Raw genomic sequence first — 18,883 nt, 5'->3', positions numbered from 1 at the left:
CCAAGGAGTCGACTGTGCACCGCATCAGCGACGAACAGCGCCGCATCAGGATCGGCCGGCGCCACCTCCTGGCCCCCTCCGTGCGGTCGGAGTCCCCCGTTGCCGTGGCCGACGCCGTCGTCGCCCTGCACGCCACCGACGCCGCCACCGTCTTCCTGTCCGCCTGCGCACGGCTCCGGGCGCCCGGGGCCGCCGCCGTGGAGGCATGCCTCTACGAGGACGTCTCGCTGGTCCGGCTGCTCTCCATGCGCAACACCCTGTTCGTCGTGTCGGCCGAGGCGGCCCCGCACGTCGAGGCGTCGAATGCGCGCGCTGTCGCCGCCAAGGAACGCCGGAACCTCCTGAAGCACCTGGCGGAGGACGGCAACGGGCTCGACGAGCAGTGGCTGGCCGGCACCGAGAAGGCCGCCCTCGCGGTTCTGACGGCCCGGGGGTCCGCCACGGGCAGCGAGCTCTCCGCCGCCGTACCCGCCCTGCGCACCAAGATCACGCTGTTCCCCGGCAAGAAGCAGGAGGCGGTCCAGGGCGTGGCCTCGCGCGTCATCCGTGTCCTCGCCGCCGAAGGGCGGATCCGCCGGGACCGGCCCCGCGGCTCCTGGACGTCGAGCCAGTTCCGCTGGACGGCGTCCGAGCCCCGGCCCGTCGAGGAACCCGGCCGGGCTCAGGCGGAGTTGGCACTGCGCTGGCTCCGCGCGTACGGCCCCGCATCCGAGAGCGACCTCAAGTGGTGGACGGGCTGGGGGCTCGGCCAGGTCCGTAAGGCGCTGGCGGCCGCGGGAGCGGAAGAGGTACTCCTCGACAGTGGCGCCACGGCATGGGTCGCACCACAGGACGTCGCGCCCGACCCGGAGCCCGAGCCCTGGGCGGCGCTGCTGCCCGCCCTCGACCCCAGCGCCATGGGATGGGCCGACCGTGGTTTCCACCTCCCGGCCGAGCACCGGGCGGCACTCTTCGACCGCTCCGGCAACATCGGGCCCACCGTGTGGTGGAACGGGCAGATCATCGGCGGCTGGGCCCAGCGAGCCACCGGGGAGCCGGTCTGGCGGTTGCTCACCGACGCCGGCCGGGACGCCTCCGCGGCGGTCGAGGCGGAGGCGTCCCGGCTGGCGGGCTGGGTGGGGGAAGCGCGGATCACACCCCGCTTCCGCACCCCGCTGGAACGGGAGCTGACGGCCTGAGCCGCCGCGCCTGTTTCACGTGAAACGGATGCTCAACTGCCCAGCCCGCGCCAGCCGTCCGGGTCCACTCCGCCCGGAACGGCCGCCGCCGGATCGTACGGCTCACGCGTGAAGACGAACGACCCCAGATCCAGATGGCTCACGCTGCCGTCCTCGTTCCGTACGAGCCGCAGCATCTCCCCCGCGTAATAGCCGTCCAGCCCGATCCAGCTGCCGTCCGGACGAGCGGTGAACCGCGCACCCCGGCCCCGGCCGTTCAGGGGCTGCAGTTCCAGCCCACGGTCGGGAGTCAGCCGGAGGACGTTGGCACGCGTGCCCCAGTACCACGGGCCGGTCAGCGCCAGCAGATCCTGATCCACTTCGGGCAGCGGGCGCCATGGCTCGGGGATACGGGGTTCGGCCTCCGCGACGATGTCCACGAGTTCGGCGGCCACCTCACCGACCAGCAGCCCGGACGTGATGTTGGCGAACATGACAGCCGCCACATCGTCCTCGACGCTGATCCAGAGAGCGGCCAGGAAACCGGGGAGCGAGCCCGTGTGCCCGACGAGCGTACGGCCGTTCCTGCGGATCACCTGCAGCCCCAGACCGTAGTGCCCGTCCCAGTCCCCCGACTCGGGCGGAGCCGACGGCTCCCTCATCTCCGCCACGGACGCGGCGGCGAGCACCCGGTCGTCCCCCTCGGCCAGGAAGGCGGCGAAGCGGAGAAGGTCTGCGGTGGTGGACCAGAGCTGCCCGGCCGGCGCCATCAGCCCGAGGTCCTCGGCCGGTTCGGGCAGCATGACATCCGCCCACGGATGGACGGCCCAGCCGCCGGCGTGCGGGGCCTGCTCCTGCGGGGTCGTCCGGAGCATGCTCAGCGGCTCCAGGATCTCGGTGCGCAGCACCTCCGCCCACGATGCTCCGCGTACCGCTTCGATCAGCGCCCCGAGCAGTGTGTAGCCCGGGTTCGAATAGTGATGCCGGCGCCCCGGAAGGTGCATCCTGGTCTGCTCGCCGAGCACGTCCGCCAGCTCCGGACGCAGACTCCCGGGAGTCCGCTCCCACCACGGCGCCGGCGACTCCGCGGCCAGCCCGGCGCTGTGGCCGAGCAGCTGATGGATCGTGACGTCACCCACGCCGGTGCCGGGCAGGTGCTTCTCCAGCGGATCGGCCAGGTCCAGCAGACCCTCGTCCCGCAGCCGCAGGACCAGAACGGCAGTGAACGTCTTGGTGAGGGAACCGATCCTGAACTGGGTGTCCGTATCCGGTGCATGGCCGTCGACACAGCTGCGGGAGCCGTCCCAGACCATCCGCCCCTGTCGTTGTACGGCAGCGACCACCGAGGGCGAGCGCCCCTGGGCCTGAGCGGTGGCGATGCGGTGCAGCAGCGCGCGCCGCGTACCGGGAAGCAATGGTTCAGCGGGAGAAGTCATCGTCAACAAGTACCTCCCCCACCGGCGCACGGCGACCTCATTTACCGTCGCCCGGACGCGGGGGTCTCCTCGGGCCGGAGCAATCGCCGGGCGACGAGCTCCGAACGGGTCAGTTCGAGCAACCGCCCCATCCAGTTGCGTCCCCGGGCGTCGGGGGCGTCTCTCCAGAATGGTGAGTCCGAGAGGCCGGTGTAGCTGATCCTGGCGTCCCCTGTGGAGACGAGGACCTCGGCGAGTTCAGGGTGCTGGGTGAACTTCGCGCGGACGAGCCCTGCCATCACCGCGAGCCGTACGTCGGGCCAGTCGCTCCGGTGCGCTGCCCGGCCACCCAGGTCATGCGCCTCTCTGCCGGAGGCCGCGTCCCGGATCCTGCCTCTGTCGGAGGCGTCCGCCGCCGACAGCGCCCAGTACCCGTGCAGTACGGACGCATAGGACTCGCCGGCGAACACGATCCGGGCAGGGAAGTCGTTGCGGAGCATGAACAGACCCGGCTGCTCGGGCCACCCCTGTGGGTACACGGTCTCGTGCGAGACGAGAGCCGGTCGGCCGGGTTCTGAAGGATCGTCGGAATGCCGGACGGCTCGCTGTTCCTGCTCGCTCTCGACTCCCTCGTCTCCGCGGCCGAAGTAGTCCAGGACGCCCTGATGCATCTCCGCTGTCACTACCGGACCATCGCCGCCGACGGCCTCGCCAACGTTCGTGAGCAGGATCCGCAAGGGACGGTCCTGGCGGTCCATGTCTCCGAGGACATAGATCCGAAGATGCGGTGGCACCGACAGATACGCCGCCCGGAGAAGTGCCCGGTTGGACTCGTCCGGCTCCCGCTGGAAGCGCCGGATCGCATCCCAGCAACGCTGCCCGGCTGTTGGCCGTTCATTGAGTTCCTCGATGCGGTCAGCGACTTCCAGGAGGAACCCCTCCGGCGTCAGCGGTTCGCCGCGCCGAGAGGCCCACTTCGACGGCTCGTCGGGAAGCGGTGGAGCCTCAGGATCGGTCGCCGCCAGCCAGCCCCTTGCCAGCAATTCCGCGAGGCCGGCGAGGTCCGTACCTTCTCCGCAGCTGATCGCTCCGTCCGCGAAGACGACCAGGTCGTCGAGGTAGTACTCACCGTCCGGTCGATACCGCCGCCAGACGTGGCACCAGGCCCCGCCGATCCTCTCTCCGTCCACCATCCGATAGGTCGGTCCCCGCCAAGTCATGGGCGCACGCTACTGCCTGCGGGACGATCATGGGAGTGGCAACGGAGTCCCCAGGCCGCTGCCTCCTGCCCTGCCGGGGAGGGCGGTGGAACCTTCGGGGCGAGCCGGTCGCGGGCCGCTCGTGGCCGGGAGCCCGTCAACGGTCGTTCCCCGGTCGCGGCCGTTGTGCGCTTCCGGATCAGGTCTGCGCCATGTCCACGAAGCGCGAGTAGTGGCCCTGGAAGGCGACGGTGATCGTCGCCGTCGGACCGTTACGGTGCTTGGCCACGATCAGGTCCGCCTCGCCCGCACGTGGCGACTCCTTCTCGTAGGCGTCCTCGCGGTGCAGCAGGATCACCATGTCGGCGTCCTGCTCGATCGATCCGGACTCACGGAGGTCGGACACCATCGGCTTCTTGTCCGTGCGCTGCTCGGGGCCACGGTTCAGCTGGGAGAGCGCGATGACCGGCAGCTGGAGTTCCTTGGCCAGCAGCTTGAGGTTTCGCGACATGTCCGAGACCTCCTGCTGGCGGCTCTCGGCCCGCTTGGAACCGCCGGACTGCATCAGCTGCAGATAGTCGATGACCACCAGCTTGAGGTCATTGCGCTGCTTGAGACGGCGGCACTTGGCCCGGATCTCCATCATGGAGAGGTTCGGGGAGTCGTCGATGTAGAGCGGGGCCGCGGAGACGTCGGGCATGCGCCGCGCCAGCCGCGTCCAGTCCTCGTCGGTCATGGTGCCCGAGCGCATGTGGTGCAGCGCCACCCGGGCCTCGGCGGACAGCAGACGCATCGCGATCTCGTTCCGCCCCATTTCGAGGGAGAAGATCACGCTGGGCAGATTGCTCTTGATCGAGCAGGCCCGGGCGAAGTCCAGCGCCAGGGTGGACTTACCCATGGCGGGACGGGCCGCGATCACGACCATCTGGCCGGGGTGGAGGCCGTTGGTCAGGGCGTCGAGGTCGGTGAAGCCGGTCGGTACACCGGTCATCTCACCGCTGCGTGAACCGATCGCCTCGATCTCGTCGAGCGCGCCCTCCATGATGTCGCCCAGCGGCAGGTAGTCCTCACTGGTCCGCTGTTCGGTGACGGCGTAGATCTCGGCCTGGGCGGAGTTGACGATGTCGTCGACATCGCCGTCGGCCGCGTATCCCATCTGCGTGATCTTCGTGCCTGCCTCGACGAGCCGCCGCAGAACGGCGCGCTCGTGAACGATCTCCGCGTAGTACGAGGCGTTGGCCGCGGTCGGCACCGACTGAACCAGGGTGTGCAGATACGGAGCTCCGCCCACCTTGGTGATCTCGCCGCGCTTGACCAGCTCGGCGGCGACCGTGATGGGGTCGGCCGGCTCGCCCTTGGCGTAGAGGTCGAGGATCGCCTGGAAAACGGTCTCGTGCGCCGGGCGGTAGAAGTCGTGGCCCTTGATGATCTCGACGACGTCGGCGATGGCGTCCTTGGACAGGAGCATGCCACCCAGGACGGACTGCTCCGCGTCCAGGTCCTGGGGAGGGACCCGCTCGAAACCGGGGGAGCCACCCTCCCAGCTGCTGCTCTCCCGGCCGCGGTCGTGCTGCTCCCCGCGGTCCCTGCCCTCGCCCCGACGCTGGCGGGAAACAGGCAGACGGTCGCTGGGACCGGTGTCGGCCCAGGGGTCGTCCAAAGGCTCGGGAATGCTCATCCGGCCACCTCCTCCCGTCCGCTGTGCGGACCTAGCCGTGCCACTCTTTCTTACGGCACGGCACCGACAAACAAGACGCCCGACTCCGGTTCCGGTGTGTCGGGTTCTGCGGGTTTCGGGGCCGAAACGAGGTGGGGGCGCCGGACCACGGTAGGCCGCCCCGCACCGTCAGCCAATCTGGTTATCCACAGGGCATGTGGACGACGGACCAGATGCTGTGGAGAACCCTCCAGAACCTGTGCACGGACCGGGGGACAGCACTGTGGACAAACTCATAGCGACCTCTCCATCGCCGTCCTGACCTGCACTTTCTCCATCCACGGGCTGTGGGGGAGAAAAACTTTCACAGTCGGCACAAGATCCCGGCAACCGGCCCATGACAGAACGCCATCCTGCGGCCAATGTAAGGATCACTAAGGTCTTGCATCTATTACCTGTGGAAGATTAGATTGGCACCCATGATCCAGGCACCGGCGACCCCGCCGTCTCGTCGCCGTCGGCACGACCGCGAGATCATCGCGCTCGCCGTCCCGGCCTTCGGCGCGCTCGTGGCCGAGCCCCTCTTCGTGATGGTCGACAGCGCGATCGTCGGCCACCTCGGCACTCCGCAACTGGCCGGCCTCGCCGTTGCCGCAGCCCTGCTGACGACCGCCGTGAGCATCTTCGTCTTCCTCGCCTACGCCACCACCGCGGCCGTCGCCCGCCGGGTCGGCGCCGGGGATCTGGCCTCGGCGATCCGCCAGGGCATGGACGGCATCTGGCTGGCGATACTGCTCGGCCTCGCTGTCATCGCCGTGACCCTTCCCCTGGCTCCCTGGCTCGTGGGGGTGTTCGGCGCCTCCGACACCGCAACCCCCTACGCCACCACCTATCTGCGGATCTCCAGCCTCGGCATTCCCGCGATGCTCGTGGTGCTTGCCGCGACCGGTGTCCTGCGGGGCCTGCAGAACACCCGCACACCGCTGTACGTCGCCATCGGCGGATTCGCCGCCAACGCCGCCCTCAACGCGGGACTCGTCTACGGCGCCGGGCTGGGCATCGCCGGCTCGGCCTGGGGCACGGTGATCGCGCAGGTCGGGATGGCAGTCGCCTATCTCGTCGTGGTGGTCCGCGGCGCCCGGCGGCACGGGGCCTCATTGCGGCCCGACGTCGCCGGCATCAGGGCCAGCGCCCAAGCAGGCGTGCCCCTCCTGGTCCGTACGCTGTCGCTCCGTGCCGTCCTGCTCATCGCCACGGCCGTCGCCGCTCGGCTGGGCGACACCGACATCGCCGCGCACCAGATCATTCTTTCGCTGTGGAGCCTGATGGCCTTCGCGCTGGACGCCATCGCCATCGCGGGCCAGGCCATCATCGGGCGCTACCTGGGCGCCGACGACACCAAGGGAGCGCGCGAGGCCTGCCGCCGCATGGTGGAGTGGGGCATCGCCTCAGGTGTGGTGTTCGGCGTGCTGATCGTTCTCGCCCGCCCCCTGTTCGTACCGCTCTTCACCAGCGATCAAGCGGTGAAGGACACACTGTTCCCGGCCTTGCTGGTGGTGGCGCTGACCCAGCCGGTCGCCGGAGTCGTCTTCGTCCTGGACGGTGTCCTGATGGGCGCCGGGGACGGCCCGTATCTCGCCTGGGCCATGCTCGTCACCCTGGCGGTCTTCGCCCCCGCGGCCCTGCTGGTCCCCGCCCTCGGCGGGGGACTGACCGCACTGTGGTGCGCGATGGCGCTGATGATGCTGGTGCGCATGGCGACCCTCTGGCTCCGCGCCCGTTCCGGCAAGTGGTTGGTCACCGGCGCGACCCGCTGACCGGGAGTTCTCCACGACCCGCCCAGCCCAGCCCACAGACGGTGTCCCGTTTCACGTGAAACGGGACACCGTGAGCCGCAGAGGGCAGAGGGCAGACCGAACTGGACCGCCCACGGCGAAGGGCCGCACCCCTGGGGGTGCGGCCCTTCACTGTTCTGCTGAGGTGCGGCCTATTCAGGCAGCAACAACCTCGATGCCGAGCTTCGCAGCGACCTCGGGGTGCAGACGCACGGACACCTGGTGTCCGCCGAGCGTCTTGATGGCCGAGCCGAGCTCGACGCGACGCTTGTCGACATCCGGGCCACCGGCGGCCTTGATCGCCGAAGCGATGTCGGCCGGGGTGACGGAGCCGAAGAGACGGCCGGCGTCGCCGGAGCGAACAGCCAGACGGACCTTCACGGCCTCGAGCTTGGCCTTGATCTCGTTGGCCTGCTCGATGGTGGCGATCTCGTGGATCTTGCGGGCGCGGCGGATCTGCGCCACGTCCTTCTCGCCACCCTTGGTCCAGCGGATGGCAAAGCCACGCGGGACCAGGTAGTTACGGGCGTACCCGTCCTTGACGTCTACAACGTCGCCCGCAGCACCGAGGCCGGAGACCTCGTGGGTGAGGATGATCTTCATGATTCGGTCACCCTTCCCTTATCGCGCGGTGGACGTGTAGGGCAGCAGCGCCATCTCACGGCTGTTCTTCACTGCCGTGGCGACGTCACGCTGGTGCTGAGTGCAGTTGCCGGTAACGCGGCGGGCACGGATCTTGCCGCGGTCGGAAATGAACTTCCGCAGCATGTTCGTGTCCTTGTAGTCCACGTACTGGGTCTTGTCCTTGCAGAACGCGCAGACCTTCTTCTTAGGCTTGCGCACAGGCGGCTTCGCCATGGTGTTTCTCCTGTGTGATCAAGAAGTGGGGGTACGAGCTGCCCTAGAAGGGAGGCTCGTCCGAGTAGCCGCCGCCAGAAGAACCGCCGGAACCGCCGGAGCTTCCGCCCCAACCGCCTCCGCCGCTCTGCTGGCCCCCGCCCTGCTGGCCGCCGGCCGGCGCGCTGGTGGCCCACGGGTCGTCGGCGGGAGCACCGCCACCGCCCTGCTGACCACCTGAACCGGGACCGCCGCCCCAGTTACCGCCACCCTGCTGGCCGCCGCCGTATCCACCCTGGCCGCCCTGGCCGCCCTGGCCACCACGACCGGTGGTCTTGGTGACCTTGGCCGTGGCGCTCTTGAGACTGGGGCCGACTTCCTCGACGTCCAGCTCGTAGACCGTGCGCTTGACGCCCTCGCGGTCTTCGTACGACCGCTGCTTCAGCCGGCCCTGCACGACAACGCGCATGCCTCGCGTGAGCGACTCGGCGACGTTCTCCGCCGCCTGACGCCAGACCGAGCAGGTGAGGAACAGGCCTTCGCCGTCCTTCCACTCATTGGTCTGCCGGTCGAAGATGCGGGGAGTGGACGCGACGCGGAACTTCGCGACCGCCGCACCGGACGGGGTGAAGCGCAGCTCGGGGTCGTCGACGAGATTGCCGACGACCGTGATGACGGTCTCGCCTGCCATGGATGAACCTCTCGGCGGGGATTGCTTCTGGCTGCTTGCTGCTACTCGAACCCGATGACCACTGAGCTAGAAGCTCAGTGGATCTCGGGACGGAGGACCTTGGTCCGGAGGACCGACTCGTTCAGGTTCATCTGGCGGTCGAGCTCCTTGACGACCGCAGGCTCGGCCTGCAGGTCGATGACCGAGTAGATGCCCTCGGGCTTCTTCTTGATCTCGTAAGCGAGCCGACGACGGCCCCAGGTGTCGACCTTCTCAACCTTTCCTTCGCCCTCACGGACGACGGAGAGGAAGTTCTCGATCAGCGGGGAGACTGCTCGCTCCTCGAGATCGGGGTCGAGGATGACCATCACCTCGTAGTGACGCATGTGGAACCCACCTCCTTTGGACTCAGCGGCCACGGTCGTTCCGTGGCAGGAGGGTCGTGATGCGTGAAGCATCAGTGTCTCCGAGTAAAACAGCCGCCACTGACAACGCCCTCCCTCGAGGAGGGGCTGACTGTGCTGGCCTGGGCAGACACCGGTGCAGACCGTACAGAGTACCTGTAGACCGGCTTCCGGTTGAAATCCGGTGGTCAGGAGACGCAATCTGTACACATCGGGTGTGAGCGGCGCCACGATGCGCCGCCTTTCGGCCAGGAGGTACTCCATGGCACAAGCAATGCGATCCCGCTCCTCCGTCTCCCTCTTCGCGACCGACGGCAGGCCCCACCCCCTCCAGGACACCCTGGTGGCGGTGACGGTGGTGCTCGGCGCCCTCGCGTTCGTGACGGCGATGTTCCACAGCCTGCATCTGATCAGCTCGTGGGCCGGGCTGATCGGGATCATCACGGGTGCGTACGGGCAGTACATCTCCGTGACCACCCGGGAACGGTTCCCGCTGATCCTCGGTATGGGAGCGGCCGCCCTCGGGTTCTTCCTCGGCATGGCCCACGGCGGTCTCTTCGGCGGCGTGGTCGGCTGACCGCGCCGCAGCAGCGGCCCGGCGGTGTGCGGGGCGGTGCCGTCCACGGACGGGGCCGCCTCGCGGACCGTGCCGGACCGCACAGGTACGACGGGGCCAGACCGCGCGCTTCCCGGTCACAGTAGGCTTCGGCGCGAGAGCCGGAGCCCCTGACCGATGGGGACACACCTGCCGAGGAGCGCCCCGCATGAGCCTGACCCTGAGGACCATCAGCCGAGAGCAGCATCTGGCGTACATCCAGAGTCTGCCCGCGGCCAGTCACATGCAGGTCCCGGCATGGGCGGATGTGAAGGCCGAGTGGCGCTCGGAGAGCCTGGGCTGGTTCGACAAGGACGGTCAGCTCGTCGGAGCCGGTCTGGTGCTCTACCGCCAGCTGCCCAAGATCAAGCGCTACCTCGCCTATCTGCCCGAGGGCCCGGTGATCAACTGGTACGCCCCGAATCTGGCCGACTGGCTGCAGCCGATGCTGACGCACCTCAAGCAGCAGGGCGCCTTCTCGGTGAAGATGGGCCCGCCGGTCGTCATCCGGCGCTGGGACGCCGCCGCCATCAAGGCCGGCATCCAGGACCCGGACGTGAAGCGCCTGCGTGACGTCGAGGCCACCCACATCGAGCCGCGCGCCTTCGAGGTCGCCGACCGGCTGCGCAAGATGGGCTGGCAGCAGGGCGAGGACGGCGGCGCCGGATTCGGTGACGTACAGCCCCGCTACATCTTCCAGGTGCCGCTGGCCAACCGTTCCCTCGAAGACGTCCACAAGGGCTTCAACCAGCTCTGGCGGCGCAACATCAAGAAGGCCGAGAAGGCCGGCGTCGAGGTCGTCCAGGGCAGCTACGCGGAGCTCGCCGAGTGGCAGCGGCTGTACGAGATCACGGCGGAGCGCGACCACTTCCGCCCGCGCCCGCTCGGCTACTTCCAGCGCATGTGGACGGCGCTGAACAACGAGGACCCCAACCGGATGCGGCTGTACTTCGCGCGTCACGAGGGGGAGAACGTCGCGGCCGCGACCATGCTGATCGTGGGCGGACACGTCTGGTACTCCTACGGCGCATCGGCCAACCACAAGCGTGAGGTCCGGCCCTCGAACGCGATGCAGTGGCGGATGCTGCGCGACGCGTACGCCATGGGTGCCACCGTCTACGACCTGCGCGGCATCTCCGACTCCCTGGACGAGACCGATCACCTCTTCGGACTGATCCAGTTCAAGGTGGGCACGGGCGGTCAGGCCGCGGAGTACCTCGGTGAGTGGGACTTCCCGCTCAACAAGCTGCTGCACAAGGCGCTCGACATCTATATGTCGCGCCGCTGATCCATGCGTCCGCCGCGCCGCCGATCCTCGGCGCAAGGCTGACGAAACCGGCTTCATTCGTTTCAATGGGCTCTTCGAGTAGCTCCGCACACCTCTGATTCACCGCAGCCACCAGAAAGGTTCCGGACCGGCCATGGCGCTCTCCCTGTACGTCGACACCGCGCGCTGGCGGGCGCACCAGAAATCCGTTCTCGACCAGTTCCCCGGTCTCGTACCGGTCTGCAAGGGCAACGGGTACGGCTTCGGCCACGAGCGGCTGGCCGACGAGGCGATCCGTTTCGGCTCCGACATCCTCGCGGTCGGCACGACCTACGAAGCGGCCCGCATCAAGGACTGGTTCAGCGGTGATCTGCTGGTGCTCACGCCGTTCCGGCGGGGCGAGGAGCCGGTGCCGCTGCCGGACCGCGTCATCCGTTCCGTGTCCTCCGTGGACGGCGTGCACGCCCTGGTGGGCGCCCGGGTCGTCATCGAGTGCATGAGCTCGATGAAGCGCCACGGCGTCAAGGAGGAGGAGCTCGGGCAGCTGCACGCCGCCATCGAGGACGTACGCCTCGAAGGTTTCGCCCTGCACCTGCCGCTGGACCGCACGGACGGCTCGGACGCGGTCGAAGAGGTCATCGCCTGGATGGACCGCCTCCGGGCGGCCCGGCTGCCGCTGCACACGATGTTCGTCAGCCACCTCCGGGCCGAGGAACTGGCCCGGCTGCAGCAGCAGTTCCCGCAGACCCGGTTCCGCGCCCGCATCGGTACCCGGCTGTGGCTCGGCGACCACGAGGCGACGGAGTACCGGGGTGCCGTGCTCGACGTCACGCGCGTCGTCAAGGGCGACCGGTTCGGCTACCGGCAGCAGAAGGCCGCATCCGACGGCTGGCTGGTCGTCGTCGCGGGCGGTACGTCGCACGGCGTCGGCCTGGAGGCCCCGAAGGCCCTGCACGGCGTGATGCCGCGCGCCAAGGGGGTCGCCCGGGCAGGTCTGGCCACCGTCAACCGCAACCTGTCGCCGTTCGTCTGGGCCGGCAAGCAGCGCTGGTTCGCCGAGCCGCCGCACATGCAGGTGTCGATCCTGTTCGTGCCCTCGGACGCCGAGGAACCGCGGGTGGGCGACGAGCTGGTGGCCCATCTGCGCCACACGACCACACAGTTCGACCGGCTCGTCGACCGCTGAACCGCCGGCCGGCCCCGGTCCTCAGTCGGCGGCCGGGGTGCCCGCCGTGCCCCACTCCACACGCGGTCCCGCGACCGTGAGTGCCGCGTGGCGCGGCGGATGCGCCGCCGCGTGTCCCAGGACGAAGACGTCCTCCGCACCGTCGAGCACCCCGCCCGACGGGTCGTCGGAGCCGTCGCGCCGCACCACGTCGCGCTCCGGCATCAGGATGTCCCGTACGACCACGGCGCACAGGTACAGCGTGCCCAGCAGATGCAGGACGATCGCGAGCTGGTAGCCCTCCGTCGGCAGCCCCTGGTGCTTGTCGCCGCTCGTCGTGTACGCGAGGTACATCCAGATCCCGAGGAAGTACATGACCTCGCACGCCTGCCAGATCAGGAAGTCCCGCCAGCGCGGCCTGGCCAGCGCGGCGAGGGGGATCAGCCACAGCACGTACTGCGGTGAGTAGACCTTGTTGACGAGGATGAACACCGCGACGACGAGGAAGGCGAGCTGCGCGAACCGCGGCCTTCGGGGGGCCGTCAGCGTCAGTGCGCCGATGCCGGCGCACAGGACGAGAGTCGCCAGCGTGGAGACGGTGTTGACCGTGGAGACCTCGATGGGGGCGCCGGTGCGCTGGGTGATGACCAGCCAGAAGGACCCGAAGTCGATCGAGCGCTCCTCGCTGAAGGTGTAGAACTTCTTCCAGCCCTCGGGGGCGAACACCATCACCGGCAGGTTGACCACCAGCCAGGATCCGGCCGTGCCGAGCGCCGCCACCCCGAACTCCCGCCATTTCCCGGCCCGCCAGCACAGCACGAAGGCGGGGCCCAGCAGGAGCACCGGATACAGCTTGGCGGCCGTGGCCAGCCCGACGAGGATGCCGAACGCCAGGGTGCGGCTCCTGGACCACATGAGCATCGCCGCGGCCGTGAGGGCGACGGCCAGCAGGTCCCAGTTGATCGTGGCCGTGAGCGCGAACGCGGGCGCCAGCGCCACCAGGAGGCCGTCCCAGGGGCGGCGCCGGTGCGTGCGGGCGACACAGACGGCGATGATCGCGGTGCAGATCATCAGCATGCCCGCGTTGACCATCCAGTAGGCCTGTTCCTGCTCCTGGATGGAGCCGCCCGGGGTCAGCCAGGCGGCGACCTGCATGAACACACCGGTGAGGACCGGGTACTCCAGGAACTGCATGTCGCCGGGCAGCCGGTCGAAGTACGGCACCAGGCCCTCGGCGAAGCCGCGTCCTGAGTACAGATGCGGAATGTCGGAGTAACAGGCATGGGTGTACTGGGAGCCGGCTCCTCTGAACCAGGCCCAGTTGTAGCAGGGCAGCTTCTGCACCATGCCGAGCGCGAACATCCCGAGCGCCACCAGCGCGACGGCTCCGACGGGGGTGAGCGCGGTGCTGCCGAGCCGCGTCCAGCGCCCCGACCTCCCGCCGATCAGCTCGCTGCCGGCCGCGGCGATCTCGTCCTGGTGCGTGGGCCGTACGACGGACCGTTCCTGGTGCACGCTCGTGTCCTCTGCGCTTGGCATGCCGCACATCCTGCCGTACCGGTCTGTGGAAACGACGAGGGCCGCCGCACCCCGTGGTGCGGCGGCCCTCGTCATCCTGTCCGGGATCACCCCGCGCGGGCCTGTCGGACGCGCGCGGTGTGCTGCCGGCCGGGGGAGCTATCCGCCCCCGCCGCCGAAGAGACTCCCGTTGCCATTGCCATTGCCGTTCCCGTTGCCACCCGTGTCGGGCGAGGGACTGGTACCCCCGTCACCGGCCGTGGTGCCTGCGTCCGTACCGCTCGTGGTGCCGTCCGTCGTGCCGGCGTCCGTACCCGCGTCGGCCCCGCCGTTGGCGTTGCCGCCGTTGTCCTGGCAGTCCCAGCCCCATGTGCCGCAGGTCTGGGACGGGTCGGGCGTGGGCAGGTCCGGCGTCGGCGACGGCGTGCTGCTCGGCGTCTCGGAAGGCGTGGGCGTCGGCGTCGGCGTCGGCGTGGGCGTGGGGGTGGGGCTGTGCGCGCCGCCACCGTAGACCGTGTCACCGATCGGCTCCGGCTTCGGGAAGGACACCTTGTCCTGGCCCTCCATCGCCTCGGCCATGTAGTCGTGCCAGATCCGGGCGGGGAACGAGGCTCCGTGGATCTTCTCCTCACCGCCGGTGCCGTACATCTTCTCGAACTTGCGGTTCTTGTTGTTGTCGTCGTCGTCCAGCCGGTACATGCTGATCGCCGTCGACAGCTGCGGGGTGTAGCCGACGAACCAGGCGGACAGGTTGTCGTCCGTCGTACCCGTCTTGCCCGCGACATCCCGCCCGGGAAGCTTGGCCGGGGTACCGGTTCCCTTGTCGACGACGTTCTTGAGGACGTCGGTCACGTTGTCGGCGATGACGTTGGAGAAGGCGCTCTTGGTGACCACCTCGTGGCGGTAGATCACCTCGCCGCGCTTCTTCACCTCCGTCACCGAGAAGGGGTCACGCTGCTGGCCGCTGGCCGCGAACGTGGCATAGGCGCCCGCCATGCTGGTCGTGCTGGGCGAGGAGGTACCGATGGAGAACGACGGAACGTTGGCGTTCGCCATGTACTTGTCGTCCTTCAGGCCGGCCGCGATGGCAGCCGCCTTCACCTTGTCGGTGCCTACGTCCATGCCCAGCTGCACGTAGGGCGAGTTGGCGGACACCCGCATCGCCTCGCGAAGGGTGACAGGGCCCAGCGACTCGTGGCCGTCGTTGGCCTGGAGCCATTCGTCGCCGTTCTCGTCGGTCCAGATGTCGCCGTTGTACTTCTTGATCTTCAGCTTGTCGTCGCCGTTGTAGATGCTCTTGGGCGAGACCTTCGTACGTTCGGACTCGCCCTGGTCCGCACCGCCCGTCGGGTCGCGCTTGCCGTACTCCATCGCGGCCGCCAGCACGAAGGGCTTGAAGGTCGATCCGACCGCGGCGCCGGTCGGGTCGGCGTTGCTCGTGTAGTGCTTCGTCGCGTCCTGACCACCGTAGATCGCCTCGATGGCACCGGTCTTGGGGTCGACAGAAGAGCCGCCGAACTGGACGTGGGTGTCCTTCGTCGGGCGCTTCTTGGGGTCGATCCTCTCGTCGTAGACCTTCTTGACGGCCTTGTTGAGCTGAGCGATCTTCTTCTTGTCGAAGGTCGTGTGGATCTCGTAGCCGCCCTGGTCGAGCTGATCGCGGCTGACTTTCTTGTGGCTGGTGAGGAACTCGGTCCTGGCCGTCGTGACGAGGTAGCCGATCTGGCCGCCCAGCTGAGCGTCCTTCTTCGGCTTCAGCGGCATCGGGAACTTCGTGTACTTGTCTCGTACCGACTGCTCCAGCCGCCCGTCCTTGACCTCCTCGTCGAGGATCCACTTCCAGCGCTTCTCGGCCCGCTCCCTGTTCTTCTGCGGGGTCGCCTGCACCGGGTCGACCTCCGTGGCGCCCGCGGGGTCGTAGTAGCTGGCCCCCTTGAGCAGGGTGGCCAGGAAGGCGCACTGGCTCGGGTTCAGGTCCTTGGCGTCCTTGTTGTAGTACGTCCGCGCCGCGGCCTGGATACCGGAGGCGCCGCGGCCGTAGTACGAGACGTTGAGGTACCCGGCCATGACCTCCTTCTTGTCCATCTCGCTGCCGACCTTCAGCGTGATGAAGAGCTCCTCGAACTTACGGCTCAGGGTCTGTTCCTGGGAGAGCCGCGAGTTCTTCACGTACTGCTGGGTGATCGTCGAGCCACCCTGAGTCTGGCCGCCCTTGGCCATGTTGAACACGGCCCGGGCGATACCCATCGGGTCGATGCCGTGGTCGTGGTCGAAGGACTTGTTCTCCGCCGAGATGACGGCGTTGCGCATCGCCTCGGGGATCTGGGCGTAATCGATGACCTGACGGTTGACATCACCGCCGGTGGCCACCATCTGGGTGCCGTCTTTCCAGAAGTAGACGTTGTTCTCCGCCTTCGCGGCCGCCTGGACCTCGGGCTTGGCCACCATCGCGTACGCGAGCCCCGCAAGGCCCATCAGAAGGCCGAGGAAGCCGATACAGAGGCTGGAGACCAGCTTCCACGACGGCACCCAGCGCCGCAGGCCGGACCGGCCGGCGCGCGGGTAGTCGATGAAGCGCTTCTTGGCCGGGCGCTGACCGGCGCGGCCGCGGCCCCGGCCGGGGCCTTCCTGGCCGCCGCCACCGCCTCCACGGCGACGGCCACCGCCGTCGGAACCGCCACGGCCTGCGCCGCCGCGCTGTGCGGCCTTTCTGGCCGCGGCACGGCCGCCGTACGGGGCTTCCTCACCATAAGAACCGGAAGGTGATTCGGACGTCACTCCGCGTGACGGTGCCGCGCGGCGTCCGGTTGACTGCTGGGCGGCTCGTCTGGCCGCGGCACGCCCGCCACCTTGCGGTTGCGGCATCTTGCGACGGTGCTCGCTCATCGAACGACTACTCCTCGGGCAGGCGAGATCGCCTGGAAGCGGCAGTTGAGATCCGGTCCCCCCGAATTACGGACCAGCCCTGCGACAGGCTCATCCGCAGTGCATCCGGTCAGTCCGCGAAAACTGACGCACTCGGACGTCACACGGTTCCCGGTGGTCTGCATGCCGCACAGACTACGCACGGTCAAAACCCTCCCGGGGCCGAACTTCACCCCAAATTACGCAAGTCGGTTGCTACGAATTACCGATGTGACACCGCTCACTAAGGCCGCCCTTGTCGCGGGGCGGAGTCCGATCTATCGTGCTGATGTATCGAGTCGATACATCAGCTCGGTACATCGGCTCGGCATACTGTTCGGCACAGGGCCACGCGAGAGCATTCGGAGAAGGAGGAGGCGAGGTTGAGCAGACGCTCAGGCATACTCGAGTTCGCCGTCCTCGGACTGCTCCGCGAGTCCCCGATGCACGGCTACGAGCTGCGCAAGCGCCTCAATACCTCACTGGGGATCTTCCGTGCGTTCAGCTACGGAACCCTCTATCCCTGCCTCAAGACGCTGGTCGCCAACGGCTGGTTGATTGAGGAACCGGGAAACGCTCCGGCAGACCTTCCGCCCGGCCCCGGCCGGGCGGTCGCCCCCTCCTCCTCACTGGCAGGGCGTCGCGCCAAGATCGTCTACCGGTTGACGGCAGAAGGTAAGGAGCACTTCGAGGAGCTGCTCTCGCACACCGGCCCCGACTCCTGGGAGGACGAGCACTTCGCTGCTCGGTTCGCCTTCTTCGGGCAGACGGAGCACGACGTGCGGATGCGGGTGCTGGAAGGCCGTCGCAGCCGGCTGGAGGAGCGCCTGGAGAAGATGAGCGCCTCTCTGGCCCGCACCCGCGAGCGCCTCGACGACTACACACTTGAGCTGCAGCGACACGGCATGGAGTCCGTGGAGCGCGAAGTGCGCTGGCTGAACGAGCTCATCGAGAGCGAGCGGTCGGGACGGGATCAGCGACGATCCTCGCCCGAGGGCTCAGCTCAGCAGAACACCGCAGGAGAGCCGGACGGCCTGCCCCGGCGGGATAACAACCCGCCGGATCCGTCCGGCGACACCGCCAAGTGAGTTCCCCGCAGATCCGCGGGGTCCTCATCAGGAACATCCATTACACACAGGGAGCAACCGGAATGGGTTCGGTTCGCGTAGCCATCGTCGGCGTGGGCAACTGCGCCGCCTCGCTGGTCCAGGGCGTCGAGTACTACAAGGACGCCGATCCGGCCGGCAAGGTGCCCGGTCTGATGCACGTCCAGTTCGGCGAGTACCACGTGTCGGACGTCGAGTTCGTCGCCGCCTTCGACGTCGACGCGAAGAAGGTCGGCCTCGACCTCTCGGACGCCATCGGCGCCAGCGAGAACAACACCATCAAGCTCTGCGACGTGCCGAGCGCCGGTGTCACCGTCCAGCGCGGCCACACCCACGACGGCCTGGGCAAGTACTACCGCCAGACCATCGAGGAGTCCACCGAGGCCCCGGTCGACATCGTCCAGATCCTCAAGGACCGCAAGGTCGACGTCCTCGTCTGCTACCTGCCGGTCGGTTCCGAGGTCGCTGCGAAGTTCTACGCGCAGTGCGCCATCGACGCCAAGGTCGCGTTCGTCAACGCTCTCCCGGTCTTCATCGCCGGCACCAAGGAGTGGGCGGACAAGTTCACCGAGGCCGGTGTCCCGATCGTCGGCGACGACATCAAGTCGCAGGTCGGCGCCACCATCACGCACCGCGTGATGGCGAAGCTGTTCGAGGACCGGGGCGTCGTCCTGGACCGCACGATGCAGCTGAACGTCGGCGGCAACATGGACTTCAAGAACATGCTCGAGCGTGAGCGCCTGGAGTCCAAGAAGATCTCCAAGACGCAGGCCGTCACCTCGCAGATCGTTGACCGCGAGCTCGGTGCGGACAACGTCCACATCGGCCCGTCGGACTACGTGGCCTGGCTGGACGACCGCAAGTGGGCGTACGTGCGCCTCGAGGGCCGCGCCTTCGGTGACGTTCCGCTGAACCTGGAGTACAAGCTCGAGGTCTGGGACTCCCCGAACTCGGCCGGTGTCATCATCGACGCCGTCCGTGCCGCGAAGATCGCCAAGGACCGCGGCATCGGTGGCCCGATCCTCTCCGCGTCCTCGTACTTCATGAAGTCCCCGCCGGTCCAGTACTTCGACGACGAGGCGCGCGACAACGTCGAGAAGTTCATCCGCGGTGAGGTCTCCGAGTAACGTCACCTGACACGGTGCGTCGGCGCG

At 68.4% G+C, this 18,883-nt stretch carries 16 protein-coding genes; 7 read left to right on the top strand and 9 right to left on the bottom strand.

From position 1 onward, the window contains the following. Positions 1-14: 14 nt before the first annotated feature. The gene (locus tag OG408_RS19870) at positions 15-1,178 is read left to right on the top strand and encodes a winged helix DNA-binding domain-containing protein (protein WP_326671106.1); all 1,164 of its coding nucleotides are present in this window, start codon (positions 15-17) and stop codon (positions 1,176-1,178) included. A 32-nt stretch (positions 1,179-1,210) separates the two neighbouring features. Here OG408_RS19870 and OG408_RS19865 read toward each other — a convergent pair whose 3' ends face one another. The 3 genes from OG408_RS19865 to dnaB form a co-directional block, all read right to left on the bottom strand. Further along, complete coding sequence (locus tag OG408_RS19865) at positions 1,211-2,593, bottom strand: serine hydrolase domain-containing protein (RefSeq protein ID WP_326671105.1); 1,383 nt, start codon at positions 2,591-2,593, stop codon at positions 1,211-1,213. 41 nt (positions 2,594-2,634) lie between these two features. Next, entirely contained in the window at positions 2,635-3,765 is a 1,131-nt protein-coding gene (locus OG408_RS19860) for an NADAR family protein (RefSeq protein ID WP_326671103.1), read from the bottom strand. Between the two features lie 205 nt (positions 3,766-3,970). Beyond that, entirely contained in the window at positions 3,971-5,449 is a 1,479-nt protein-coding gene (dnaB, locus tag OG408_RS19855) for a replicative DNA helicase (protein ID WP_266780416.1), read from the bottom strand. Between the two features lie 458 nt (positions 5,450-5,907). Here dnaB and OG408_RS19850 point away from each other — a divergent pair, with 458 nt between their 5' ends. After that, positions 5,908-7,245, top strand: a complete 1,338-nt coding sequence (locus OG408_RS19850) for an MATE family efflux transporter (protein WP_266780415.1) — start codon at positions 5,908-5,910, stop codon at positions 7,243-7,245. A 174-nt stretch (positions 7,246-7,419) separates the two neighbouring features. Here the strand turns inward: OG408_RS19850 and rplI are convergent, their stop codons facing one another. The 4 genes from rplI to rpsF form a co-directional block, all read right to left on the bottom strand. Continuing rightward, the gene (gene rplI, locus OG408_RS19845) at positions 7,420-7,866 is read right to left on the bottom strand and encodes a 50S ribosomal protein L9 (protein WP_018553905.1); all 447 of its coding nucleotides are present in this window, start codon (positions 7,864-7,866) and stop codon (positions 7,420-7,422) included. 18 nt (positions 7,867-7,884) lie between these two features. Next, entirely contained in the window at positions 7,885-8,121 is a 237-nt protein-coding gene (gene rpsR, locus OG408_RS19840) for a 30S ribosomal protein S18 (RefSeq protein ID WP_003967857.1), read from the bottom strand. A 43-nt stretch (positions 8,122-8,164) separates the two neighbouring features. After that, positions 8,165-8,791: a single-stranded DNA-binding protein gene (locus OG408_RS19835; RefSeq protein ID WP_266780414.1), complete on the bottom strand. Its 627-nt coding sequence runs from the start codon at positions 8,789-8,791 to the stop codon at positions 8,165-8,167. 74 nt (positions 8,792-8,865) lie between these two features. Beyond that, the gene (gene rpsF / locus OG408_RS19830; protein WP_018101872.1) at positions 8,866-9,156 is read right to left on the bottom strand and encodes a 30S ribosomal protein S6; all 291 of its coding nucleotides are present in this window, start codon (positions 9,154-9,156) and stop codon (positions 8,866-8,868) included. 280 nt (positions 9,157-9,436) lie between these two features. Between rpsF and OG408_RS19825 the strand changes: the two genes are divergently transcribed. The 3 genes from OG408_RS19825 (at position 9,437) to OG408_RS19815 (ending at position 12,222) form a co-directional block, all read left to right on the top strand. After that, the gene (locus OG408_RS19825; RefSeq protein WP_266780413.1) at positions 9,437-9,751 is read left to right on the top strand and encodes a hypothetical protein; all 315 of its coding nucleotides are present in this window, start codon (positions 9,437-9,439) and stop codon (positions 9,749-9,751) included. A 187-nt stretch (positions 9,752-9,938) separates the two neighbouring features. Then, entirely contained in the window at positions 9,939-11,057 is a 1,119-nt protein-coding gene (locus OG408_RS19820; protein ID WP_266780412.1) for a lipid II:glycine glycyltransferase FemX, read from the top strand. Between the two features lie 133 nt (positions 11,058-11,190). Then, a complete protein-coding gene (locus OG408_RS19815; protein WP_266780411.1) occupies positions 11,191-12,222 on the top strand; it encodes an alanine racemase in 1,032 nt (343 codons plus the stop codon). A 21-nt stretch (positions 12,223-12,243) separates the two neighbouring features. On the opposite strand, the gene OG408_RS19810 is transcribed toward OG408_RS19815, so the two are convergent. Next, the gene (locus OG408_RS19810; RefSeq protein ID WP_285572270.1) at positions 12,244-13,740 is read right to left on the bottom strand and encodes a glycosyltransferase family 87 protein; all 1,497 of its coding nucleotides are present in this window, start codon (positions 13,738-13,740) and stop codon (positions 12,244-12,246) included. A gap of 138 nt (positions 13,741-13,878) precedes the next feature. Continuing rightward, positions 13,879-16,605: a transglycosylase domain-containing protein gene (locus OG408_RS19805; protein WP_326671094.1), complete on the bottom strand. Its 2,727-nt coding sequence runs from the start codon at positions 16,603-16,605 to the stop codon at positions 13,879-13,881. 401 nt (positions 16,606-17,006) lie between these two features. Between OG408_RS19805 and OG408_RS19800 the strand changes: the two genes are divergently transcribed. Next, positions 17,007-17,711 carry a PadR family transcriptional regulator gene (locus OG408_RS19800; protein ID WP_266780408.1) on the top strand — a complete coding sequence of 235 codons (705 nt, stop codon included), beginning with the start codon at positions 17,007-17,009 and terminating at the stop codon, positions 17,709-17,711. A 62-nt stretch (positions 17,712-17,773) separates the two neighbouring features. Then, positions 17,774-18,856: an inositol-3-phosphate synthase gene (locus OG408_RS19795; protein ID WP_266780407.1), complete on the top strand. Its 1,083-nt coding sequence runs from the start codon at positions 17,774-17,776 to the stop codon at positions 18,854-18,856. Positions 18,857-18,883: the final 27 nt, after the last annotated feature.

Origin of the sequence: Streptomyces sp. NBC_01257 (genome assembly GCF_035917255.1) — a bacterium.
GTDB lineage: Bacteria > Actinomycetota > Actinomycetes > Streptomycetales > Streptomycetaceae > Streptomyces.
Note: the sequence above shows the minus strand (reverse complement) of the source record. Positions and strands in the feature narration are given on the sequence as shown.

Excerpts from the sequence above, each read along its gene's own strand:
- OG408_RS19865 (WP_326671105.1), bottom strand. The coding sequence starts at position 2,593 with ATGACTTCTCCCGCTGAACCATTGCTTCCCGGTACGCGGCGCGCGCTG.
- OG408_RS19860 (WP_326671103.1), bottom strand. The coding sequence starts at position 3,765 with ATGGTGGACGGAGAGAGGATCGGCGGGGCCTGGTGCCACGTCTGGCGG.
- dnaB (WP_266780416.1), bottom strand. The coding sequence starts at position 5,449 with ATGAGCATTCCCGAGCCTTTGGACGACCCCTGGGCCGACACCGGTCCC.
- OG408_RS19850 (WP_266780415.1), top strand. The coding sequence starts at position 5,908 with ATGATCCAGGCACCGGCGACCCCGCCGTCTCGTCGCCGTCGGCACGAC.
- rplI (WP_018553905.1), bottom strand. The coding sequence starts at position 7,866 with ATGAAGATCATCCTCACCCACGAGGTCTCCGGCCTCGGTGCTGCGGGC.
- rpsR (WP_003967857.1), bottom strand. The coding sequence starts at position 8,121 with ATGGCGAAGCCGCCTGTGCGCAAGCCTAAGAAGAAGGTCTGCGCGTTC.
- OG408_RS19835 (WP_266780414.1), bottom strand. The coding sequence starts at position 8,791 with ATGGCAGGCGAGACCGTCATCACGGTCGTCGGCAATCTCGTCGACGAC.
- rpsF (WP_018101872.1), bottom strand. The coding sequence starts at position 9,156 with ATGCGTCACTACGAGGTGATGGTCATCCTCGACCCCGATCTCGAGGAG.
- OG408_RS19825 (WP_266780413.1), top strand. The coding sequence starts at position 9,437 with ATGGCACAAGCAATGCGATCCCGCTCCTCCGTCTCCCTCTTCGCGACC.
- OG408_RS19820 (WP_266780412.1), top strand. The coding sequence starts at position 9,939 with ATGAGCCTGACCCTGAGGACCATCAGCCGAGAGCAGCATCTGGCGTAC.
- OG408_RS19815 (WP_266780411.1), top strand. The coding sequence starts at position 11,191 with ATGGCGCTCTCCCTGTACGTCGACACCGCGCGCTGGCGGGCGCACCAG.
- OG408_RS19810 (WP_285572270.1), bottom strand. The coding sequence starts at position 13,740 with ATGCCAAGCGCAGAGGACACGAGCGTGCACCAGGAACGGTCCGTCGTA.
- OG408_RS19805 (WP_326671094.1), bottom strand. The coding sequence starts at position 16,605 with ATGAGCGAGCACCGTCGCAAGATGCCGCAACCGCAAGGTGGCGGGCGT.
- OG408_RS19795 (WP_266780407.1), top strand. The coding sequence starts at position 17,774 with ATGGGTTCGGTTCGCGTAGCCATCGTCGGCGTGGGCAACTGCGCCGCC.